The organism is Intrasporangium calvum (assembly GCF_028446585.1).
In the GTDB taxonomy this organism is placed as follows: Bacteria; Actinomycetota; Actinomycetes; order Actinomycetales; family Dermatophilaceae; genus Intrasporangium; species Intrasporangium calvum_A.
In genome coordinates, this window is sequence record NZ_JAPFQL010000058.1 from 1 (window position 1) to 23,276 (window position 23,276).

18 protein-coding genes are annotated in these 23,276 nt (G+C 70.1%); 17 read left to right on the forward strand and 1 reads right to left on the reverse strand.

The genetic code is table 11. From position 1 onward, the window contains the following. Positions 1–112: 112 nt before the first annotated feature. A complete protein-coding gene (locus tag OO014_RS13320) occupies positions 113–919 on the forward strand; it encodes a hypothetical protein (protein ID WP_272462812.1) in 807 nt (268 codons plus the stop codon). A gap of 15 nt (positions 920–934) precedes the next feature. Here OO014_RS13320 and OO014_RS13325 read toward each other — a convergent pair whose 3' ends face one another. Beyond that, entirely contained in the window at positions 935–1,597 is a 663-nt protein-coding gene (locus OO014_RS13325; protein ID WP_420485516.1) for a LysE/ArgO family amino acid transporter, read from the reverse strand. Between the two features lie 15 nt (positions 1,598–1,612). On the opposite strand from OO014_RS13325, the gene OO014_RS13330 reads away from it, so the two are divergent. From OO014_RS13330 to OO014_RS13405, 16 genes are all read left to right on the forward strand, one after another. After that, entirely contained in the window at positions 1,613–2,488 is an 876-nt protein-coding gene (locus OO014_RS13330) for a LysR family transcriptional regulator ArgP (RefSeq protein WP_272462814.1), read from the forward strand. 94 nt (positions 2,489–2,582) lie between these two features. Then, entirely contained in the window at positions 2,583–3,587 is a 1,005-nt protein-coding gene (locus OO014_RS13335; protein WP_272462815.1) for an ABC transporter ATP-binding protein, read from the forward strand. After that, positions 3,587–4,357 carry an MlaE family ABC transporter permease gene (locus tag OO014_RS13340; protein ID WP_272462816.1) on the forward strand — a complete coding sequence of 257 codons (771 nt, stop codon included), beginning with the start codon at positions 3,587–3,589 and terminating at the stop codon, positions 4,355–4,357. Before OO014_RS13335 ends, OO014_RS13340 begins: the two co-directional genes overlap by 1 nt. Positions 4,358–4,366: 9 nt before the next feature. Beyond that, complete coding sequence (locus OO014_RS13345) at positions 4,367–5,182, forward strand: MlaE family ABC transporter permease (protein ID WP_272462817.1); 816 nt, start codon at positions 4,367–4,369, stop codon at positions 5,180–5,182. Beyond that, complete coding sequence (locus OO014_RS13350) at positions 5,179–6,492, forward strand: MCE family protein (protein WP_272462818.1); 1,314 nt, start codon at positions 5,179–5,181, stop codon at positions 6,490–6,492. The genes OO014_RS13345 and OO014_RS13350 overlap by 4 nt, the downstream gene beginning before the upstream one ends. After that, on the forward strand, positions 6,489–7,505 hold the full coding sequence (locus tag OO014_RS13355; protein WP_272462819.1) for an MCE family protein: 1,017 nt from the start codon (positions 6,489–6,491) through the stop codon (positions 7,503–7,505). Before OO014_RS13350 ends, OO014_RS13355 begins: the two co-directional genes overlap by 4 nt. Beyond that, on the forward strand, positions 7,502–8,554 hold the full coding sequence (locus tag OO014_RS13360; RefSeq protein WP_272462820.1) for an MCE family protein: 1,053 nt from the start codon (positions 7,502–7,504) through the stop codon (positions 8,552–8,554). The genes OO014_RS13355 and OO014_RS13360 overlap by 4 nt, the downstream gene beginning before the upstream one ends. Further along, positions 8,554–9,780, forward strand: coding sequence for an MCE family protein (locus tag OO014_RS13365; RefSeq protein ID WP_272462821.1), 1,227 nt, complete (start codon positions 8,554–8,556; stop codon positions 9,778–9,780). Before OO014_RS13360 ends, OO014_RS13365 begins: the two co-directional genes overlap by 1 nt. Further along, positions 9,777–10,838: an MCE family protein gene (locus OO014_RS13370; protein ID WP_272462822.1), complete on the forward strand. Its 1,062-nt coding sequence runs from the start codon at positions 9,777–9,779 to the stop codon at positions 10,836–10,838. The genes OO014_RS13365 and OO014_RS13370 overlap by 4 nt, the downstream gene beginning before the upstream one ends. Next, entirely contained in the window at positions 10,835–12,115 is a 1,281-nt protein-coding gene (locus tag OO014_RS13375; RefSeq protein ID WP_272462823.1) for an MCE family protein, read from the forward strand. Before OO014_RS13370 ends, OO014_RS13375 begins: the two co-directional genes overlap by 4 nt. A 25-nt stretch (positions 12,116–12,140) precedes the next feature. Continuing rightward, the gene (locus OO014_RS13380) at positions 12,141–12,641 is read left to right on the forward strand and encodes a hypothetical protein (protein ID WP_272462824.1); all 501 of its coding nucleotides are present in this window, start codon (positions 12,141–12,143) and stop codon (positions 12,639–12,641) included. Further along, complete coding sequence (locus tag OO014_RS13385; RefSeq protein ID WP_272462825.1) at positions 12,625–13,278, forward strand: hypothetical protein; 654 nt, start codon at positions 12,625–12,627, stop codon at positions 13,276–13,278. Before OO014_RS13380 ends, OO014_RS13385 begins: the two co-directional genes overlap by 17 nt. A 43-nt stretch (positions 13,279–13,321) precedes the next feature. After that, a complete protein-coding gene (locus tag OO014_RS13390) occupies positions 13,322–14,281 on the forward strand; it encodes a nitrilase-related carbon-nitrogen hydrolase (protein WP_272462826.1) in 960 nt (319 codons plus the stop codon). 19 nt (positions 14,282–14,300) lie between these two features. Further along, entirely contained in the window at positions 14,301–15,308 is a 1,008-nt protein-coding gene (locus OO014_RS13395) for an agmatine deiminase family protein (protein WP_272462829.1), read from the forward strand. Positions 15,309–15,700: 392 nt separating this feature from the next. Next, complete coding sequence (rpoB, locus tag OO014_RS13400; RefSeq protein WP_420485515.1) at positions 15,701–19,183, forward strand: DNA-directed RNA polymerase subunit beta; 3,483 nt, start codon at positions 15,701–15,703, stop codon at positions 19,181–19,183. 152 nt (positions 19,184–19,335) lie between these two features. Next, positions 19,336–23,235 (forward strand): DNA-directed RNA polymerase subunit beta', encoded by a 3,900-nt coding sequence (locus OO014_RS13405; RefSeq protein WP_272462828.1) that lies wholly within the window; start codon positions 19,336–19,338, stop codon positions 23,233–23,235. Positions 23,236–23,276 lie beyond the last annotated feature (41 nt).

Here is a 23,276-nt window from a genome sequence, read left to right on the forward strand (position 1 = left end):
GGGCCCGACCACCCTGGGTGGTCGGGCCCGCCTTTGCCGTATGCCGCTGAGCTCGCTCCCGCGTCCCCGCGCCCTCTCGGTCCTCCCGCCCGACCACGGGTAGGTTGGCGGCATGGATTCACCAGGAGGCACCGCGGCTCCACCGCCCGTGGGCAGGTACGGGCCGCTCGTCCACATCTCGCGCTTCGACCAGGCCGCTGAGGAGCTCACCTGGCAGCTGCCGGTGAACGGTGAGCTCTATCGGCTGCTGCCCGGGCCGGACCGTCCCGACTACTCGCTCGTGGTGCTGCCGCGACCGCTGCACTTCTATCCGGCGGAGGGCTTCGACCTGGAGCGCGTCGCCGCGGCGCAGCGGGTGCCCGACCGCAAGGGCCGGCCCATGGTGCGCGTCCATGCCCTCGTCGTCTGCGCGCGGTTCGTCGGCGAGCAGCTGCATCCTCAGATGTCGGACCTGCCGGTCCACATCGCCTTCGTCCTCGACGACTCGCTGGCCCGCGACGAGCGCCTGGATTTCGCCAAGGTCGAGTACGCCGGATCTGGGTTCCTGTCCGAGGGGCACGCCGAGCGGTCTCCGGCTGTGGCGCCGGCCCCGCCGGCCCCGAAGGAGGACACTCCGGACCGCGTCCCCGGCGATGACGTCGCCCGGGAAGCGGCGCTGCTCCTGCGGCGGGGGATCGAGGAGCGCCGCGGTCGGCCGGTGAGCCGGCTGTCGGCGAGCTTCAGTCTCGATGATGGCCACCAGGTGACCGGGCTGCGCGGCAACGCCGATGGGGAGGCGCCCGAGCCGACGACCGAGACGTTCGCGCGGCTCAATGAGCTCTTCGCCCGTCTCGGTGCGGACCCGTCGACGGCCGACGTCCGCGGTGTGCGGGTGCGCCTCGGCGAGGGTGCTGACGACGTCGAGCTCTCCCGCGTCTGACCCCCCACCCCGGGGTCAGCGGGGGAGGGCCAGCGCCACGGCGAGGACGAGGAGCTGCACCCCGATCACCGTGTCGACGATGCGCCAGGCCGAGGGCCTGGTCAGGAACCGGCCCAGCCGCGCCGCCCCGAACCCGATCAGCGGGAACCACACGGCGCTCGCCACGACCGCGCCCGCCCCGAAGGTCCACCGGCCGGGGTCGCCGTGCGTGGCTGCGAGCGACCCGATGAGCACCATCGTGTCGAGATAGACGTGCGGGTTGAGCCAGGTGAGGGCCACGGCGGTGAGGATCGCCCGGCGGGACGAGCGCTCGGCCGCACCGTCGGCGACGAGCGCCGCCGGCCGCGTCGCGCGCCGCAGCGCGAGCACCGCGTAGCCCACGAGGAAGGCGACCCCGAGCCAGCGGATCACCTCGAGGGCCCAGGGCGCCCGCGTGGTGAGGGTGCCGATCCCGGCGACCCCGGCGATGATGAGCACGGCGTCCGAGACGAGGCACACGAGCACGACGGGCAGCACCCACCGGCGTGTCAGCCCGGTGCGCAGGACGAAGGAGTTCTGGGCGCCGATGGCCACGATGAGGCTGGCGCCGGTGCCGAAGCCGGCGAGTGCAGGAAAGAGGGCCACGCCACGAAAGTAGGGCCGCCAGCCCGTGAAGGCCAGCGAATGTTTCTGAAGCATCATTAGCATGGCTTCATGGATCTCGAGCAGTTGAGGGCCTTCGTCGCAACCGTCGACCACGGCACCTTTGACGCGGCCGCCCGGGCACTGCACATCACCCCGTCCGCCCTGAGCCAGCGCATCAAGGCCCTCGAGACGGCTGCGGGCGCGGTGCTCCTGCAGCGCAGCAGGCCGGTCCGGCCGACCGACCGGGGCAGGGCCGTGCTCCAGCAGGCCCGACAGCTCCTCCACCTCGCCGACGAGGCAGCCCAACAGCTGCGCGCGCCCGAGGTGTCCGGTGCGGGCCGGATCCGCATCCCCATCGTCGTCAACGCCGACTCCATCGCGACGTGGTTCGCCCGGGCGCTGCACGAGATCGGGAGCGGTGGGCTGGTCGAGCTCGAGGTGCGCCGCGACGACGAGCACGTCACCGCGGACCTGCTGCGTTCCGGGGAGGTGATGGCGGCCGTGACGACGGAGCCGACGCCGGTGCAGGGGTGCTCGTCCCGGCTGCTCGGCGCCATGACCTACCGCGCCAAGGCGTCGGATCCGTTCGTGCGCCGGTGGTTCCCCGACGGGGCCGACCCCGTGACCTTGGCGAAGGCACCGGTGGTGCAGTTCGACCGGAAGGACCGGATGCAGACGGGCCTGCTCGAGCGGCTGCGCGTCACCGACCTGCCGCCCCAGACGTTCGTGCCGGACTCCACGCAGTTCGTCGTCGCCGTGCAGGCGGGGGTCGGCTGGGGGATGGTGCCGGACCCGCAGGACCCCCACGACCGGCTGGTCACGCTCGATCCCGGGTGGACCACCCGGGTCACCCTGCACTGGCAGGCGTGGAAGCTGTCGTCGCAGGCGCTCGACGCGGTCACGGCTGCGGTCGTCTCAGCCGCGACCCGGCTCGACCGGGCCTGACCAGAGAACTCGTCGGTAACCTCCCGTAACCTCCGCGCGCCCGCCTCGTTCTCCCCGTGACCGAGTCGAGACGGTCGGAAACGGTAGGTGCCACATGGGTGTGGAGATCGCGGTCGCCGGGTTGACCAAGACCTTCGGCTCGCAGACGATCTGGCGGGACGTGAGCCTGACGATCCCCGCGGGGGAGATCTCCGTCATGCTCGGTCCGTCGGGCACGGGCAAGTCGGTCTTCCTCAAGACGCTCGTCGGCCTGCTCAAGCCGGATGCGGGGTCGATCGTGGTCAACGGTCAGGACGTCCCCCGCCTGCGGGAGCACGACCTCTACGAGATCCGCAAGCTCTTCGGCGTCCTCTTCCAGGACGGCGCCCTCTTCGGCTCGATGACCCTCTTCGACAACGTCGCCTTCCCGCTGCGCGAGCACACGCGCAAGCCGGAGTCGGAGGTCCGCCGGATCGTCATGGAGAAGATGGAGCTCGTCGGTCTCTCGGGGGCGGAGGGCAAGCTGCCGGGCGAGATCTCCGGCGGGATGCGCAAGCGGGCGGGGCTGGCCCGGGCCCTCGTCCTCGATCCCGAGATCCTCCTCATCGACGAGCCGGACTCGGGGCTCGACCCGGTGCGCACCTCCTACATCAACCAGCTCTTCGTCGACCTCAACGCGCAGATCGGCGCGACGTTCCTCATCGTCACGCACGACATCAACACGGCGCGGACCGTGCCGGACAACATCGGCCTGCTCTACCACCGGCACCTGGCGATGTTCGGGCCGCGCGAGATGCTCCTGTCGTCGGAGGAGCCGGTTGTGCGGCAGTTCCTCAACGCCCAGACCGTCGGGCCGATCGGGATGTCCGAGGAGAAGGACGCCGACGAGCTCGCGGCCGAGTCGGGTCAGGAGCTGCCGCCGCTGCCGCCGATCCCGCTCCAGCTCGGCACGAGCACCGGACTGCCGCGCCGCGCCCAGCGCGTGCCGGGGCAGTGGTGCCGCTCCAACGGGGTGACGCCGCCACCCGGCTCGTTCGCCGGGGCCGACCAGCCCACGCCGTATGCCGCTGGGCTCGCTCGCGCTGGTGCCCCCTCCTCCCGTTCGGGCGGGGTGGGCTGATGGCGGCGCTCGGCACCGGTGTGCTGCGCCAGTCCGGGTCCCTGTTCGCGCTCGGCCTGGACGTGCTCCGTGCGCTGCCCCGGCGTCCTTTCCAGGTCAAGGAGTTCATCCAGCAGGCGTGGTTCATCGCGAGCGTGACGATCCTGCCGACGGCGCTGGTGTCCATCCCGTTCGGTGCGGTCATCGCCCTCCAGCTGGGCACGCTGACCCGCCAGCTCGGGGCGCAGTCCTACACCGGCGCGGCGTCGGTGCTGGCGGTGCTCCGCGAGGCCTCGCCCATCGTCACGGCGCTGCTCATCGCGGGCGCCGGCGGCTCGGCGATCTGTGCCGACCTCGGGTCGCGCAAGATCCGGGAGGAGATCGACGCGATGGAGGTGCTGGGGATCAGTCCGATCCACCGGCTGGTGGTGCCCCGCGTCCTCGCGTCGATGCTCGTCGCCGTCCTCCTCAACGGGCTCGTGTCGGTCGTCGGCGTGATCGGCGGCTACTTCTTCAACGTCATCGTGCAGGGCGGCACGCCCGGCGCCTACATCGCCTCGTTCACGGCCCTGGCGCAACTCCCGGACCTGTGGGCCGGCGAGTTCAAGGCCCTCGTCTTCGGCGCCATCGCCGGCATCGTCGCGGCCCACAAGGGGCTGACAGCGGGGGGCGGGCCCAAGGGAGTCGGCGATGCCGTCAACCAGAGCGTCGTCATCACCTTCATGTTGCTGTTCGTCGTCAACTTCGTCATCACGGCCGTGTACTTCCAGGTCGTCCCGCAGAAGCTCTAGGTGGCCGCGATGAGTCCTGTGCAGAGCAGTGCCCGAGCGCTCGAGTCGCTCGGGGAACAGATGCGCTTCTACGTGCGCTCGCTCGCGTGGAGCGGGCGGACCCTGCGCCGCTACAAGCGGGAGGTGCTGCGCCTCCTCGCCGAGGTGTCCCTCGGCACCGGGGCCCTGTCCGTCATCGGCGGCACCGTCGGGGTGATCGCCTTCATGGCGTTCTTCACGGGGACCGAGGTCGGCCTGCAGGGCTACTCCGCCCTGGAGCAGCTGGGCACCGGCGCCTTCACCGGCTTCTTCTCCGCGTACTTCAACACCCGCGAGATCGCGCCGCTCGTCGCGGGCCTCGCGCTCGCCGCCACCGTGGGCTGCGGCTTCACTGCCCAGCTCGGTGCGATGCGGATCTCGGAGGAGGTCGACGCCCTCGAGGTGATGGGCGTGCCGTCCCTGCCGTTCCTCGTGACGACGCGGATGATCGCCGGCTTCGTCGCGGTCGTCCCGCTCTACGTCATCGGGCTGCTCAGCTCCTACGCTGCGACGAGGTTCATCGCGACGACCTACTTCGGGCAGTCCGAGGGGACCTACGACCACTACTTCCATCTCTTCCTGCCGCCGGGTGACATCTTCTGGTCGTTCGGCAAGGTGATGGTCTTCGCCGTCGTCATCATCCTGATCCACTGCTACTACGGCTACACGGCCTCGGGCGGGCCGGCCGGCGTCGGGGTGGCCGTGGGGACCGCGGTGCGGACCTCGATCGTGGCCATCAACGTCGTCGACTTCTTCCTGTCGCTCGCCATCTGGGGCGCGACCACCAGCGTGAGGATCGCCGGATGACCGCCGACAAGGGGCTCGCCGCAGGGCCCCTCACCCAGCACACCCGGTGGCGGATCGGGCTCAAGACCTACGGGGTCGCCTTCATCGTCGTCGTGGCCCTGCTCCTCGCGCTGTCCATCGCGTCGTACCAGAAGCGCTTCACTCCGGTCGTGCTCGTCACGCTGGAGACGAACCGGCTCGGCAGCCAGCTGCAGGAGCTGGCCGACGTCAAGCTGCGCGGCCTCGTCGTCGGCGAGGTGCGCACCATCGAGGCAACGCAGGACGGGGCCCGGCTCGGTCTGGCCCTCGATCCGGAGCACGTGTCCCTGATCCCTGCGGACGTTCGCGCGCGCCTGCTGCCCAAGACCCTTTTCGGAGAGCGCTACGTCGACCTGGTCCCCGGTCCGGGCGCGGACGGCGCCCACCGCACCATCGCGCCGGGCGACGTCATCCCGCAGGACCGCACACAGGTCGCCATCGAGCTGGAGAGCGTCTTCGACGAGCTGCACCCGCTCCTCCAGACAGTGCAGCCCGCCAAGCTGGCAACGGCGCTGGGTGCGCTCTCGACGACGCTCGAGGGCCGCGGGAACGCCATCGGCGAGCACGTCGAGATCCTCGACGACTACCTCAAGCAGATCAACCCCAGGCTGCCCGCGATCCAGGAGGACATCCGCCTGCTCGCCGACACGTTCGGCACCTACGAGGACCTGAGCCCGGACCTCTTCCGGATGGCCGAGTCCCTCCGCGTGACCAACCGGACCATCGTCGAGAAGGACCAGCAGCTCGCTGGGTTCTTCGTGGGCACGGCCGGCTTCGCGCAGACGACGGCCGGCTTCCTCAGGGACAACGAGCGGCGGATCATCCAGGTCGGGCAGGTGACCCGGCCGACGAACGAGCTGCTGGCCCGCTACTCACCGATCTACCCGTGCTTCGCCAAGGGCCTCGCGGGCTGGATCCCGCGCATCAACGGTGCCTTCGCCGGAGAGCGTCTGCACATCACCCTCGAGGTCGTCCCGCCGCGCGACCCGTACTACGTGGGCGAGGAGCCGCAGTGGCTCAGCAAGCCCGGACCAACCTGCGCCGGACTGCCGAACCCGCCGGGTTCCCAGGACGATACGCACCAGCCCCCGCCTCCACGCGACGGCGCGAAGCCGGGGACCGAGCACTCCCTGATCCCGCCGTTCCCCGCGGACAGCGGGCCGGCCGGCACGGCCGAGGAGCAGCAGCTGGTCGACGCCCTGCTGGCGCCTGACAGCGAGAGCGAGCCCAGCGGCATACGCACGCTGTTGGCGGGCCCGATCATGCGCGGAACGGTGGTGAGCAACCGATGAGGACGACCGCGAGCCTGGTCAAGCTCGTCATCTTCGCGGCGGTCACGCTCTTCGCCACGAGCGTGCTCGCCCTGACCATCGCCAACGTCCAGGTGGGATCCAAGGCGACCTACCGGGCGATCTTCAGCGACGCCACGGGCGTCGTCACGGGTCAGGACGTGCGGATCGCCGGCGTCCGGGTCGGCGAGGTGACCGATGTCCGGGTCGGCGACGACCGGGCCAGCGCGGTCGTCGAGTTCACCGTGCTCAAGTCCTCGGTCCTCACCCAGGGCACCGAGGCGACCTTGAAGTACCGCAACCTCGTCGGGCAGCGCTACCTCGCCCTGAGCCAGGGGGCCGGCCCGGCCACCGCACTGTCGGACGGGTCCACCATCCCGCTCGAGCGGACGCACCCGGCGCTCGACCTGACGGTCCTCTTCAACGGGTTCAAGCCCCTCTTCGCCGCGCTCTCGCCGCAGGACGTCAACGAGCTGTCCGGCCTCATCGTGCGGACCCTCCAGGGCGAGGGAACCGACATCAACGAGCTCCTTGCCCGGACGGCCTCGCTCACCTCGGCCATCGCCGACCGCGACGCCGTCGTGGGGCGCACCATCGACAACCTCACCGCCGTCCTCGGCACGGTCGAGGCGCACGACGAGCAGCTGCTCTCCTTCGTCGACCAGCTGCAGCGCTTCACGAGCGGCCTCGCCGAGGACCGGGAAGCCATCGGTCGGACCCTGTCCGGCATCAACACGCTGTCGGCCGAGACTGCCGACCTCCTCGTCACGACGCGGCCGCTGGTCAAGGAGGACATCGCCCAGCTCCGCACCCTGGCCGGGACGCTGAACAAGCCCGCGAACGTCAAGGAGTTCGAGTCCTTCATCACGACGGCGCCAGACCGCATCGAGGCGCTGACCCGGACGGCCTCCTACGGCTCGTGGTTCAACTTCTACCTCTGCCAGTTCGACACGAAGAGCCCGCTCCTGCCCGGAGTCAGCCCCACCTACACCGTTGTCTCCGAGAGGTGCTCATGACTCGCAGGTCGATCCCCTTCCGGGAGCGCAACCCGGTCCCCATCGGAGCTGCCGGGCTCGTCGTCATCGCGCTGCTCCTCTTCGTCGCCTTCAACGCCGCCAGCCTGCCGCTGATCGGCGGCGGCACCGCCTACAGCGCCGCCTTCACGGAGGCTGGCGGGATCAAGCCGGACGACGACGTGCGGATCGCAGGGGTCAAGGTCGGCAAGGTCACCGAGGTGGACCTCGAGAAGGGCCATGTGCGAGTCGACTTCGTCATCACCGAGGACGCCGCCTTCGGACCGACCACTCGGGCGGTGGTGCGGATGAAGACGATCCTCGGCGAGAAGTTCGTCGCGCTGGAGCCAGCGGGCGACGGGCAGCTCGACGCCGGATCGCAGATCCCGCTGGCGCGCACGGTCAGCTCCTACGACGTCGTCAACGCCTTCCAGGACCTGACGACGACCACGGAGCGGATCGACACGGACGCCCTCGCCGAGTCACTGACCGTCCTCGCGACCGAGTTCAAGGACAGCCCGGAGCACGTGAGGAGCACCCTCGACGGGCTGTCCCGGCTGTCGCGGACCGTCGCCGGCCGCGACGAGCAGCTCGGGCGGCTGCTCGACCGGGCCGAGGGCGTCACCGGTCTGGTGGCGAGCCGCACGGACCAGCTCGAGACGCTGATCGAGGATGCCGACCTGCTCATGGTCGAGCTCGCCAAGCGCCGTGAGGACATCCGGACGCTCTTCACCAACACCTCGACGCTCGCCCAGCAGCTGACCGGGCTCGTCCGGGACAACCGAGAGCAGCTCGGACCGGCGCTGCGGGAGCTGCGCACCACCTTGACGATGCTCCAGAAGCACGACGCCGCGCTGCAGCGGACCATCTCGCTGATGGCCCCCTTCACGCGCGTCTACGCCAACGCGCTCGGGACCGGGCGCTGGTTCGACACCTGGGTGTCCAACCTCGTCGTCCCGGTCGGGGCCGCCGGTCTCGCGGCCCCCGGATCCGACCTGCCCGACCTCGTGCTGCCCGACCTCGGGCCCACCACCACCGGAGGAGGCAACTGATGACCGGTCGTCATCGACCCGCGCGGACACCCGAGCTCGGCCGGCTGTCCAGCCGCCTGCTGGCCAAGGTCGCCGCCGGCCTCGTCGTCATCGGGCTCGTCGCGGGGGCAGTCGCCTTCTGGCCCGGTGCTGCTCCGACCACGCTGAGCGCGGACTTCACGCGCGCCGTAGGGCTCTATCCCGGCTCGGACGTCCGCGTTCTCGGGGTCCGGGTCGGCCAGGTCGACGCGGTCGAGCCGCAGGGCGAGCAGGTGCGCGTGACGTTCACGGTGGACGCCCGGCACCGGATCCCCGCCGATGCCAAGGCTGCGATCGTCGCCCCCTCGCTCGTGAGCGACCGCTACATTCAGCTCCTGCCGGTCTGGACCAGTGGTCCCGCCATGGCAGACGGCACGCGGATCCCCCTGTCCCGCACGGCTGTTCCCGTCGAGCTCGACCGCGTCTCGCAGAGCCTCGACGACCTCATGGTCGCGCTCGGCCCGGACGGGGCCAACCAGGATGGCGCTCTGAGCGCCCTCCTGGAGACGTCCGCCGCCAACCTCGACGGCAACGGGGCCCGGTTCAACGAGACGGTCCGTGACCTCTCGGCCGCCGTGACGACCCTGTCCGACCACCGGGGCGACTTCTTCGGCACCGTCAAGAACCTGCAGACCTTCACGACGATGCTCGCCGACAACAACGCCGCCGTCCGGCGGCTCAACTCGGACCTCGCGACCGTCGCCCTGCAGCTGCGCGAGGAGCGTGACAACCTCCAGGGAGCCCTCGAGAGCCTCGGGGTGGCGCTGGACGAGGTGTCGAGCTTCGTCAAGGACAACCGGGCGCTCATCAAGGCAGACGTCGACGGGTTGGTCTCGGTCACGTCGTCGCTCGTCAAGCAGCGCCAGGCGCTGGCCGAGACGCTGGAGAACGCCCCGGTCGCGCTGACGAACCTCTCGCACGCCTACCACCCCGAGACGGGCACCCTCGACACCCGGAACAACACCAAGGGCCTGGACGACCCGCTCCTGCTCCTCTGCTCGATCCTCACCGGCCCCACCCGCACCGGCAACACGAAGCTGTGCGACGGGCTCAAGGACGCCGTCGAGCCGCGACTGCCCCAGCTGTCCTCCGTGCCAGAGGGCAGCGTCCTCCGTGGCGAACCGCAGCCCAGCGGACTCGTCGACATCAGGGAGGCCGACCCCACGCTCGGCGGGCTGCTCGGCGGGCTGCTCGGAGGCGACCGATGAGCGCGCCCCAGCGGTCCCGGCGCGCGATCGCGTCCGCAGCGGTGGGCGCCGTCCTCGGGCTCTCCGGCTGCAGCGCCGCCGACCTGCCCCTGCCCGGCGGCGCCGGCACCGGGTCGGACTCCTACTCCGTGACGGTCGAGTTCGCCGACGTCCTCGACCTCGTGCCGCAGTCGTCGGTCAAGGTCAACCAGGTCACGGTGGGCACCGTGGAGGCCATCGAGGTCGTCGGCTGGTCGGCGGTCGTCCGGCTCCGCCTGCCCGGCAGCCTCGAGCTCCCGGACAACGCCGTGGCGGAGCTGCAGCAGACCTCCCTGCTCGGCGAGAAGTACGTGTCCCTCGCCGCACCCACCAACGAGCCGTCGACCGGCCGACTGGCGGAGGGCGACCGGATCCCGCTCGACCGCTCCGCCCGCCACCCCGAGGTGGAGGAGGTCCTCGGCGCCATGTCCCTGCTGCTCAACGGCGGAGGAGTCGCCCAGCTCAAGACGATCGAGGCCGAGCTCAACGACGCCATGCGCGGTCGCAGCGACAGCTTCCGCAGCGTCGTCGACGAGCTCGGCACGTTCATCGGCGGACTCGACGACCAGAAGGCCGACATCGTCCGGGCCATCGACAGCCTCGACGGGCTCGCCGCGACCCTGTCCGAGAACCAGGACACCATCGCCGCGGCCCTCGACGAGCTGCCCAAGGGCCTGAAGGTCCTCGCTGACCAGCGCAAACAGCTGACCGCGATGCTGACGGCCCTCGCCGACCTCGGCGAGGTGGGCACCCGGGTCATCCGGGCCTCACGTGACGACCTCGAGGCCAACCTGGCCGCGCTGACCCCGATCCTGACCCGGCTCAACGAGGCCGGTGACAGCCTGCCGCAGTCCTACCAGCTCCTGCTCACCTATCCCTTCCCCGCGGCCTCGGGCGACGCCATCAAGGGCGACTTCGCCAACCTGTGGGTCACGCTCGACGCAGACGTCGGCACCATCGCCGAGAGCATGGGCGTCGCTCGACTGCCCGGCGGTGCCGACTCGTGGACGTCCCTCTTCGAGAGCGAGGGTTCCCGATGATCACCCGTTCCGTGCGAGTCCGGCTCGCGGCCTTCCTCCTCCTGTCCCTCGCGCTCGTGGCCGTCCTGTCCGCGCGCTACGTCGGGCTGACCGACAAGGTGCTCGGGGGCTCCTACGTCGTCTCGGCGGACCTCGCCGAGTCGGGCGGCATCTTCGTCGGCGCCGAGGTCACCTACCGCGGTGTGACCGTCGGCAGCGTCGAGCGGATGCGCCTCGCGGGGGACGGCGTCCTCGTCGACGCTCGCCTCGACCGCGGGACGGAGGTGCCCCGGGACACGCGTGCCGTCGTCGAGAACCGCTCGGCCGTGGGCGAGCAGTACCTCGACCTGCAGCCGCGCACCGACAGCGGGCCGCTCCTCGCGGCCGGCGACGTCATCCCCCGGGGCAGCACGGCCACCCCGCTCCGGATCGACCGGCTCCTCACGCACGTCAACCGGACCGTCACGTCGGTCCCGAAGGACGCCCTGGTCACCACCGTGGACGAGATGGCGGCCGCCTTCGCCGGAGGTGGCGCCGACCTGCAGCGGCTCATCGACTCCGGCAACAGCCTGACCCGCGCCGCCGCCGAGGCACTGCCGGAGACGGTCCGACTCATCGACGACGGGCGGATCGTCCTGCGGACCCAGGTGGCCAGCGCCGACGACCTGCGCACGACCGTCAAGGGATTCGCCGACGTGGCTGATGCCCTGAGCCTCGCCGACCCGGACCTGCGGGTCGTGCTCGACCGCGGGGCGCTCGCCGCCGGGGAGCTCGACAGCCTGGTCAGGGAGAACCGGCAGGCGCTCGCCGCGCTGATCGCCAACTTCATCACCATCGGCAACGTCACGACGGCCCGGCTCGATGGCATCGAGCAGATGTTCGTCACCTACCCCGAGGTCGTCGAGGGCGGCTACACCGTCGTCCCGGGGGACGGGACCGCCCACTTCGGGCTCGTCCTCAACGCCGACGACCCGCCGGTGTGCGAGGTGGGCTACGAGGACACCGACAAGATCGACCCGCACCGGACCACCGACCTGCCGCCGACGAACCTCGACGCGCACTGTGCCGCCGCCCGCGGCTCCGGCACCAACGTGCGCGGCGCCCAGAACGCGCCGCGGCCGACCCGCGGCGGTGGCCAGGGCCACCCGATGGCCGCGGGGTCGGTCCCGTTGACTCTCCCCGGGTCGGGCGTGACCCCGGGCGGGCCCGCCTCGTTGTTGGTGCAGGCCCCCGCCGCCCCGGCGGGGCCCTCAGGGCCGCGAACCTGGCTCTGGCTGATGCAGGAGGCCGTGCGCTGAGGCACGGCGACGAAGGGAACCCCTCATGCCCATCACCACACCACGCCGCAGCCGGCAGGCGCTGTGGGCGGTCGCGCTCGTGCTCGCCCTGGCAGCGATCGCCGTGGCCGCCACCCTCGGTCGCGCCGCTTGGGAACGGGACCGGGCCGCGTCCGCGCGAGCCGAGGCGCTCGCGGCCGGACGCCAGCTCGCCGTCAACTTCGTGACTCTCGACGCGACGACCTTCGACGCCGACACGGCCCGCGTCGTCGACGGGGCCACCGGCGAGTTCAAGGAGCAGTACGAGCAGGCGCTCACGGAGCTGAAGCCGGTCGTCCAGTCCAACAAGACGGTCTCCACCGTGGAGCGCGCGGAGGCCGCCTACGTCTCCGGCGACGACGACTCCGCCGTGGTCCTCGTCGGCCTCGTCGCGCCGACGACCAACACCTCGGCGACCGAGCCGGAGAAGAAGACGTACCGGATCCGCCTCGACCTCGCGAAGGTCGGCGACGCCTGGAAGGTGAGCACCCTTGACTTCGTCAGCTGACACCCGACGAGCAGCCCGTATGCCGCTGAGCCCGTCCCAGCCCAGCCCCCGACGGCGCGTGGCGGGCTCCCGTCGCCGCTCCACCGAGGCCGCGGGGCCGACCACCCACCTGACTGTCGCCGACGCCGGGGAGCCGGCTCAGCGGCATACGGCCTCCCGTCGGTGGGGGCCCGTCCTGGGGACGGTGCTCGCGCTCGCGCTCCTCGCAGCCGCGCTCGTCCACGGGCTCCGCCCCGCAGCCACCGACGCGGACCGCACTGCGGCCGTCGGCTCCGCGCGCACGACGCTCGAGTCGGTCCTCAGCTACACCGGGAAGGAGTTCGACGCGCACGTCACCGCAGTCGAGCCGTTGCTCGCCTCCCCGTTCAAGGAGGAGTTCACGAAGGTCGCCGGCACCGACATCAAGCCGCTCGCCGTCGAGAACGAGGCCACGGTGCAGGCCCGGGTGCAGGAGGCCGGGGTCATGGACGTCGCGGGCGACGGGGGCGAGGGGACGGTCGTGCGCGTCATGGCGTTCGTCAACCAGGCGACGACGTCGAAGGTGCAGAAGACCCCGGCCATCGACCAGAACCGCGTCATCGCCACGATGACCAAGGTCGGTGACCGCTGGCTGCTCAGCAAGCTCGCGGCCTACTGAGGCCGGGCCGCGGCGGACCGCCCCGGTGGGCGATACTGCGGGCGTGAAACTCATCCAGGCCAACGGTGTCCCTGAGTCCCTTGCCCGTGTCGACGAGCCGGCGACCCCGCCCGTCCGCGTGGGCCTCGTCCAGCACGCGTGGGCCGACGACCCCACAGCCCTCGTCGAGACGCTGCGCGACGGCATCCGCACCGCCGCGGAGGCGGGCGCAAGGATCGTCTTCCTCCCGGAGCTGACGCTGTCGCGCTACCCCGCCGACACCCTGCCCACCGGGACGCCGAGCGACCTCGCCGAGGACCTCGAGGACGGGCCGACCGTGACGTTCGCGCGCGCGGCCGCGCGTGACTTCGGAGTGCACGTCCACGCGTCGCTCTACGAGCGGGCCGACCAGGGTGACGGGCTCGGCTTCAACACGGCCGTCGTCGTCGCGCCGACCGGGGAGGTCGTCGCGCGGACCCGCAAGACCCACATCCCCGTCACGGCCGGCTACTACGAGGACAAGTACTTCCGGCCCGGACCGCCGGAGGGCGCCTACCCGGTCGTCGAGCTCGATGACCCTGCACTGCGCCTCGGCCTGCCGACGTGCTGGGACGAGTGGTTCCCCGAGGTCGCGCGGCTCTACTCCCTCGGCGGTGCCCAGGTGCTCTGCTACCCGACGGCGATCGGCTCCGAGCCGGACCACCCCGACTTCGACACGCAGCCCCTGTGGCAGCAGGTGATCGTCGGCAACGGCATCGCCAACGGGCTCTTCATGGTCGTGCCCAACCGCTACGGCACCGAGGGACTCATCACCTTCTACGGGTCGTCGTTCATCTCCGACCCCTACGGCCGGATCCTCGTCCAGGCGCCGCGCGACGAGGCAGCCGTGCTCGTGGCCGACCTAGACGTGGCGCAGCGGCAGGACTGGCTCGACCTCTTCCCCTTCCTCGCCACCCGCCGGCCGGACTCCTACCAGGCGCTCCTCGAGCCGATCCGGGACGAGCACCATCGTGACGTCGGCTGAGGTCACGCCCTCGTGGCGGATGCCGTCGGAGGCCGCGCCGCACGAGTGCACGTGGATGGCGTGGCCGAGCCAGGGCTACACCCTCGGCGACACGGCTGAGGAGGTGGCCAGGGCCCGGCTGACCTGGGCCGCTGTCGCCAACGCGGTCATCGAGTTCGAGCCGGTGCGGATGGTCGTCGTGCCCGAGGACCTCGCGGTGGCCCGGGCACACCTGCACCCTGACGTGGAGCTGCTGACCGCGTCCCTCGACGACGCGTGGATGCGCGACATCGGGCCGACGTTCGTCGTGGGGGAGGGCGGCCAGCTCGGCGCCGTGGACTGGGTCTTCAACGGATGGGGAGCGCAGGCGTGGGCCTCGTGGGAGCACGACGCCCGGATCGGCGCGTTCGTCGCCGGGCAGACCCCGGCCGAGCTCATCCCGTCCACGCTCGTCAACGAGGGCGGTGGCATCCACGTCGACGGGCTCGGGACGGTGCTGCTCACCGAGACCGTCCAGCTCGACCCCGGCCGCAACCCCGGCCTGACCCGGGCGGACGTCGAGGCGGAGCTGGCCCGCACCATCGGGGCGACCCACGCGATCTGGCTGCCGCGCGGCCTGACGCGCGACTACGACGAGTTCGGCACGCGCGGGCACGTCGACATCGTGGCGACCATCCCGTCCCCCGGCGTGCTGCTGCTGCACGAGCAGGAGGACCCGTCGCACCCCGACCACGTGGTGTCGAAGGAGCTGCGTGACCTGCTGTCCGAGGCCCGAGACGCGCGGGGCGAGCGGTTCGAGGTCGTCGGCGTGCCGGCACCCCGGACGCTCGCCGACGCCGAGGGGCCCGTCGACTGGTCCTACCTCAACCACCTCGTCGTCAACGACGCCGTCATCGCCTGCACCTTCGACGACCCGCAGGACGCGCGGGCCCTCGGCATGCTGGCCGACGCCTACCCCGGGCGGCGGATCGTGGGCGTGGACGCGCGCCCCCTCTTCGACCGGGGTGGCGGCATCCACTGCATCACCCAGCAGCAGCCGGCGCTCTGACGGACGGCCCTCCCGCCCCGTGCGGGAGGGCTGGAAGTGACGTGGGGGCGGGGACCGGCCCAGCGGCATACGGCGTGGTCAGGGGGCCCGCGACGCGCCAGACGCGGGGGAGGGCTTGACGTGGCGCCCACGGAGGGCCATATTCGTCGCGTTCCTTCGCGGGGCTCCCGGTCCGGGAAGCGTCGAGGTCGCTGACCTCCGCCTCTTGACCCGGCTGGACACTCCTGCCCTTTGTGGGTAGGCTAGGCCTTTGCGCTGCCCATGCCCTCGTCTCACGACCCCCAGTCGCGTCCTTCGCCGTGCCGCCCGCACGGACCTCGCCCTGGGATCCGTGTGCCGAGTCATGCGTGGCGGAGATGACGAAGACGAAAAGGCCCGTGGAAGGACCCTCCTTGGCTGCCGCGCGTACTGCGACGAACATGTCCACCGCACAGACTCCCTCCGGGCGTCTGTCCTTCGCGAAGATTCGCGAACCCCTCGAGGTCCCCGACCTCCTGGCCCTTCAGACGGAGAGCTTCGACTGGCTGCTCGGCAACGAGCGGTGGCAGGCTCGCGTCGCCGCGGCCAAGGCCGAGGGTCGCACCGATGTCCCGGACCGCTCCGGGCTGGAGGAGATCTTCGAGGAGATCTCCCCGATCGAGGACTTCAGCGGCTCCATGTCGCTGTCGTTCCGTGACCACCGCTTCGAGGAGACCCGCAAGACGATCGAGGCGTGCAAGGAGCGCGACCAGACGTACGACGCGCCCCTCTTCGTGACCGCCGAGTTCATGAACGCCCAGACGGGCGAGATCAAGAGCCAGACGGTCTTCATGGGCGACTTCCCGCTCATGACCGAGCGTGGCACGTTCATCATCAACGGCACCGAGCGTGTCGTCGTCTCGCAGCTCGTCCGCAGCCCGGGCGTCTACTTCGAGCGCACCCCCGACAAGACGTCCGACAAGGACATCTACACGTCCAAGATCATCCCGAGCCGCGGGGCGTGGCTCGAGTTCGAGATCGACAAGCGCGACATGGTCGGCGTCCGCGTCGACCGCAAGCGCAAGCAGTCCGTCACGGTGCTGCTCAAGGCCCTCGGCTGGACCGAGGCCCAGATCCTCGAGGAGTTCGGCGACTTCGAGTCGATGCGCCTGACGCTCGAGAAGGACCACACGCAGGGCCAGGACGACGCACTGCTCGACATCTACCGCAAGCTGCGCCCGGGCGAACCGCCGACGAAGGAGGCCGCCCAGACCCTGCTGGACAACCTCTACTTCAACCCGAAGCGCTACGACCTGGCCAAGGTCGGTCGCTACAAGATCAACAAGAAGCTCGGTCTCGACAGCTCGATCAACGACTCGACCCTCGCGATCGACGACATCGTCGCGACGATCAAGTTCCTCGTCACGCTCCACGACGGGCGTGACTCGATGCAGGGTGTCAAGAACGGCGAGCCGGTCGACGTGCGCGTCGAGGTCGACGACATCGACCACTTCGGCAACCGTCGCCTCCGCTCCGTCGGCGAGCTCATCCAGAACCAGGTCCGCACCGGCCTGTCCCGCATGGAGCGCGTCGTCCGCGAGCGCATGACCACGCAGGACGTCGAGGCGATCACCCCGCAGACCCTGATCAACATCCGCCCGGTCGTGGCGTCGATCAAGGAGTTCTTCGGCACCTCGCAGCTGTCGCAGTTCATGGACCAGAACAACCCGCTCGCGGGTCTGACGCACAAGCGTCGCCTGTCCGCGCTCGGCCCGGGTGGTATCTCCCGGGACCGCGCCCAGATGGAGGTCCGCGACGTCCACCACTCGCACTACGGCCGCATGTGCCCGATCGAGACGCCGGAAGGCCCCAACATCGGTCTGATCGGCTCGCTCGCCTCCTACGGGCGGATCAACGCGTTCGGCTTCATCGAGACGCCGTACCGCAAGGTCAACGCCGGTGTCGTCTCGGACGAGGTGCACTACCTGTCGGCTGACGAGGAGGACAAGTTCGTCGTCGCGCAGGCCAACGCGGCCGTCGACGACAAGGGCCGCTTCGTCGACGAGCGCGTCCTCGTCCGGACCAAGGGCGGCGAGGTCGAGCTCGTCCCCGCCGACGAGGTCGACTACATGGACGTCTCGCCGCGCCAGATGGTGTCGGCCGCGACCGCGATGATCCCGTTCCTCGAGCACGACGACGCCAACCGCGCGCTCATGGGCGCCAACATGCAGCGTCAGGCCGTCCCGCTCGTCAAGAGCGAGGCCCCGCTCGTCGGCACCGGCATGGAGTTCCGCGCGGCGCTCGACTCCGGTGACGTCGTCCGTGCCGAGAAGGCCGGCGTCGTCCAGGAGGTCTCCGCCGACCTGGTCACCGTCGCCAACGACGACGGCACCTACCAGACCTACCGGATCGCCAAGTTCGCCCGCTCCAACCAGGGCACGAGCTACAACCAGGTCGTCGTCGTCAACGAGGGCGACCGGGTCGAGGCCGGCAGTGTCATCGCCGACGGTCCCGCGACCGACGGTGGCGAGATGGCGCTCGGGCGCAACCTGCTCGTCGCGTTCATGTCGTGGGAGGGCCACAACTACGAGGACGCGATCATCCTCAGCCAGCGTCTCGTCCAGGACGACGTCCTCTCCTCGATCCACATCGAGGAGCACGAGGTCGACGCCCGCGACACGAAGCTCGGCCCCGAGGAGATCACCCGGGACATCCCCAACGTCTCCGAGGACGTGCTGGCCGACCTCGACGAGCGCGGCATCATCCGCGTCGGCGCCGAGGTCCGCGACGGCGACCTGCTCGTCGGCAAGGTCACGCCCAAGGGTGAGACCGAGCTGACCCCCGAGGAGCGCCTGCTCCGCGCGATCTTCGGTGAGAAGGCGCGCGAGGTCCGCGACACGTCCCTCAAGGTCCCGCACGGCGAGACCGGCACGGTCATCGGCGTCAAGGAGTTCCGCGCCGACATGGGCGACGACCTGCCGCCCGGCGTCAACCAGCTCGTCCGCGTCTACGTCGCCAACAAGCGCAAGATCACCGACGGTGACAAGCTCGCCGGCCGCCACGGCAACAAGGGCGTCATCTCCAAGATCCTGCCCGTCGAGGACATGCCGTTCCTCGAGGACGGCACGCCGGTCGACGTCATCCTCAACCCGCACGGTGTGCCGCGACGGATGAACCTCGGCCAGATCCTCGAGCTGCACCTCGGCTGGGCCGCCAACCGCGGCTGGAAGATCGAGGGCAACCCCGAGTGGGCGCAGGAGATCCCCGCCGACGCCCACGAGGCGGCGCCGGGCTCCCGGGTCGCGACGCCCGTCTTCGACGGTGCGTCCGAGGACGTCGTCACCGGCCTGCTCGACTCGACCCTCAAGACGCGCGACGGCGTGCGCCTCATCGACGGCACGGGCAAGACCCGGCTCTTCGACGGCCGCTCCGGCGAGCCGTTCCCCGAGCCGGTCGCGGTCGGCTACATGTACATCCTCAAGCTGCACCACCTCGTCGACGACAAGATCCACGCTCGCTCGACGGGTCCCTACTCGATGATCACCCAGCAGCCGCTCGGCGGTAAGGCCCAGTTCGGCGGCCAGCGCTTCGGTGAGATGGAGGTCTGGGCGCTCGAGGCGTACGGCGCGGCCTACACGCTGCAGGAGCTGCTGACGATCAAGTCCGACGACGTCCCCGGCCGCGTGAAGGTCTACGAGGCGATCGTCAAGGGCGAGAACATCCCCGACTCGGGCATCCCGGAGTCGTTCAAGGTCCTTCTCAAGGAGATGCAGTCGCTGTGTCTCAACGTCGAGGTCCTCAACTCCGAGGGCACGACGATCGAGATGAAGGAATCCGACGAAGAGGTCTTCCGCGCTGCGGAGGAGCTCGGCATCGACCTGAGCCGGCGCGAGCCGTCCAGCGTCGAGGAAGTCTGACCCGGCCACGCACCCAAGCGGTCGTATGCCGCTGAGCCAGCTCAGCGGCATACGGCACCTGGGAGCGGGGCTGAGCTCACCAGCGACAGCCCGCCCGGTCAGAACATGACGACACCACAGACTTAAACGAGAGTTACGAGAGAAGGAACCACGTGCTCGACGTCAACTTCTTCGACGAGCTGCGCATCGGCCTTGCCACTGCGGAGGACATCCGCCAGTGGAGCCACGGCGAGGTCAAGAAGCCCGAGACCATCAACTACCGCACCCTCAAGCCGGAGAAGGAGGGCCTGTTCTGCGAGCGCATCTTCGGCCCCACCCGGGACTGGGAGTGCAACTGCGGCAAGTACAAGCGCGTCCGCTTCAAGGGCATCATCTGTGAGCGCTGTGGCGTCGAGGTCACCCGCGCCAAGGTGCGTCGTGAGCGGATGGGCCACATCGAGCTCGCCGCCCCCGTCACCCACATCTGGTACTTCAAGGGCGTCCCGTCACGCCTCGGGTACCTCCTCGACCTGGCCCCGAAGGACCTCGAGAAGGTCATCTACTTCGCGGCCTACATGATCACGTCCGTCGACGAGGAGCAGCGCCACCAGGACCTGCCCTCGCTCGAGGCGCAGATCCAGGTCGAGAAGAAGGAGATCGAGAACCGCCGCGACGCGGACGTCGAGTCCCGCGCCCAGAAGCTCGAGCAGGACATCGCCGCGCTCGAGGCCGAGGGTGCCAAGGCCGACGTCAAGCGCAAGGTCCGCGACTCCGCCGAGCGCGAGATGAACGCCATCCGTCGTCGCGCCGACCAGCAGGTCGAGCGCCTCGAGCAGGTCTGGGACCGGTTCAAGAACCTCAAGGTCCAGGACCTCGAGGGCGACGAGATCCTCTACCGCGAGATGCGTGACCGGTTCGGCCTCTACTTCGAGGGCGGCATGGGCGCCGCGGCGATCCAGAAGCGGCTGCAGAGCTTCGACCTCGACGCCGAGGCCGACCTTCTCCAGGAGATCATCGCCACCGGCAAGGGCCAGAAGAAGACCCGCGCCATCAAGCGGCTCAAGGTCGTCAACGCCTTCCAGATGACGACGAACCACCCGACCGGCATGGTCCTCGACGCGATCCCGGTCATTCCGCCGGACCTGCGCCCGATGGTCCAGCTCGACGGTGGCCGCTTCGCGACGTCGGACCTCAACGACCTCTACCGTCGCGTCATCAACCGCAACAACCGCCTCAAGCGGCTGCTCGACCTCGGCGCCCCCGAGATCATCGTCAACAACGAGAAGCGGATGCTCCAGGAGGCCGTCGACAGCCTCTTCGACAACGGCCGTCGTGGCCGCCCGGTCACGGGCCCCGGCAACCGTCCGCTGAAGTCGCTGTCCGACATGCTCAAGGGCAAGCAGGGTCGCTTCCGTCAGAACCTCCTCGGCAAGCGCGTCGACTACTCCGGCCGTTCGGTCATCGTCGTCGGCCCGCAGCTCAAGCTGCACCAGTGCGGCCTGCCCAAGCAGATGGCGCTCGAGCTGTTCAAGCCGTTCGTGATGAAGCGCCTGGTCGACCTCGACCACGCGCAGAACATCAAGTCGGCCAAGCGGATGGTCGAGCGGGCCCGCCCGGTCGTGTGGGACGTCCTCGAAGAGGTCATCACCGAGCACCCGGTGCTGCTCAACCGGGCACCCACGCTGCACCGCCTCGGCATCCAGGCCTTCGAGCCGCAGCTCGTCGAGGGCAAGGCCATCCAGATCCACCCGCTCGTCTGCTCGGCCTTCAACGCCGACTTCGACGGTGACCAGATGGCCGTGCACGTGCCGCTGTCCGCGGAGGCCCAGGCCGAGGCCCGGATCCTCATGCTCTCGAGCAACAACATCCTCAAGCCGGCTGACGGTCGCCCCGTGACCATGCCGACGCAGGACATGATCACCGGCATCTTCCACCTGACCGACCTGGTCGACGGTGGGGGTCTGGGTGCCGGCCGTGCCTTCTCGTCCCCGGCCGAGGCCCGGATGGCCTTCGACCGTGGCGAGATCCAGCTCGGCTCGACGATCAAGCTGCGCCTGACGGATGTCGTGCCGCCCGCCGGCTTCGAGCTGCCCGAGGGCGTCGAGGCGGACGAGACCGGCATCGTGCCGTCGCTCACCCTCGAGACGAGCCTCGGTCGTGCGCTCTTCAACGACACGCTGCCGGTGGACTACCCGTTCATCAACAAGGCCGTCGACCGCAAGGGCCTCTCCGCGATCGTCAACGACCTCGCCGAGCGGTACTCCAAGGTGCAGGTCGCCGCGTCCCTCGACGCCCTGAAGGAGGCCGGTTTCCACTGGGCCACCCGCTCGGGCAGCACCGTCTCCATCGTCGACGTCACGACGCCGGGCAACAAGACGGACATCCTCGAGGGGTACGAGACGAAGGCCGCCAAGGTCCAGACCCAGTACGAGCGTGGTCTGATCACCGACGACGAGCGTCGCCAGGAGCTCGTCGAGATCTGGACGCAGGCGTCCAACCAGGTCGCCAAGGAGATGGAGACCAACTTCCCGCGCACGAACCCCATCTACCGGATGGTGTCCTCGGGTGCTGGTGGTAACTGGTTCCAGATCCGTCAGATCGCCGGTATGCGAGGCCTCATGGCCAACCCGAAGGGTGAGATCATCCCGCGGCCGATCAAGGCGAACTTCCGTGAGGGCCTCACGGTGCTCGAGTTCTTCATCTCGACGCACGGTGCCCGTAAGGGTCTGGCCGACACCGCGCTGCGGACCGCCGACTCCGGTTACCTCACGCGTCGTCTCGTCGACGTGTCGCAGGACGTCATCATCCGTGAGGACGACTGTGGCAGCGACCGCGGCCTGACGCTGCCGATCGCCCAGGTCAACGAGACCACGGGGACCCGCTCGCTGAGCGAGGTCGTCGAGGCCTCCGTCTACGCCCGCACGCTCGCCGAGGACGTCACCGACGCCGACGGCACCGTGCTGGCCGAGGCGGGCATCGACCTCGGTGACGTGGTCATCGGCGCGCTCTACGAGGCCGGCGTCGACCAGGTCAAGGTCCGCTCGGTCCTGACCTGTGACTCGAAGGTCGGCACGTGCGCCAAGTGCTACGGCCGCTCGCTCGCGACGGGCAAGCTCGTCGACATCGGCGAGGCCGTCGGCATCATCGCGGCCCAGTCGATCGGTGAGCCCGGCACGCAGCTGACGATGCGTACCTTCCACACCGGTGGTGCGGCTGCGGCCGACGACATCACCCAGGGTCTGCCGCGTGTCGTCGAGCTCTTCGAGGCGCGCACGCCCAAGGGTGTCGCCCCGATCGCCGAGGCCACCGGCCGCATCGAGATCGAGGACACCGACAAGGCGCGTCGCATCCTGCTCACGCCCGACGACGGCTCCGAGCAGCACGCCTACCCGGTCAGCAAGCGTTCGCGCCTGCTCGTCCAGGACGGTGACCACGTCACGGTCGGCACCAAGCTGGTCCAGGGCGCCATCGACCCGAAGCAGGTGCTGCGCATCCTCGGCCCGCGCGCCGCGCAGAAGCACCTCGTGGACGAGGTCCAGACGGTGTACCGCCAGCAGGGTGTGTCGATCCACGACAAGCACATCGAGGTCATCGTCCGGCAGATGCTGCGTCGCGTGACGATCATCGAGGCCGGCGACGCCGACCTGCTGCCCGGCGAGCTCGCCGAGCGTGGTCGCTTCGAGGACGAGAACCGCAGGGTGATGGCGGAGGGTGGCCGTCCGGCTGCCGGCCGACCGGAGCTCATGGGTATCACCAAGGCGTCCCTCGCGACCGAGTCGTGGCTGTCGGCCGCTTCGTTCCAGGAGACCACGCGTGTCCTCACGCAGGCCGCCATGGAGGCGAAGTCCGACCCGCTGCTCGGCCTCAAGGAGAACGTCATCCTCGGCAAGCTCATCCCCGCCGGGACGGGCCTGCCGCGCTACCGCAACATCACGGTGGAGCCGACCGAGGAGGCGAAGGCCGCGATGTACTCGCTGCCGAGCTACGACTCGTACGACTACGCCCAGTTCGGCACGGGCACGGGCGAGGCCATCCGCCTCGACGACGAGGCGCTGGGTCTCGACAAGCTCTGACGCTTCGTCGCCGAGCACCATCCCGTATGCCGCTGGGCCGG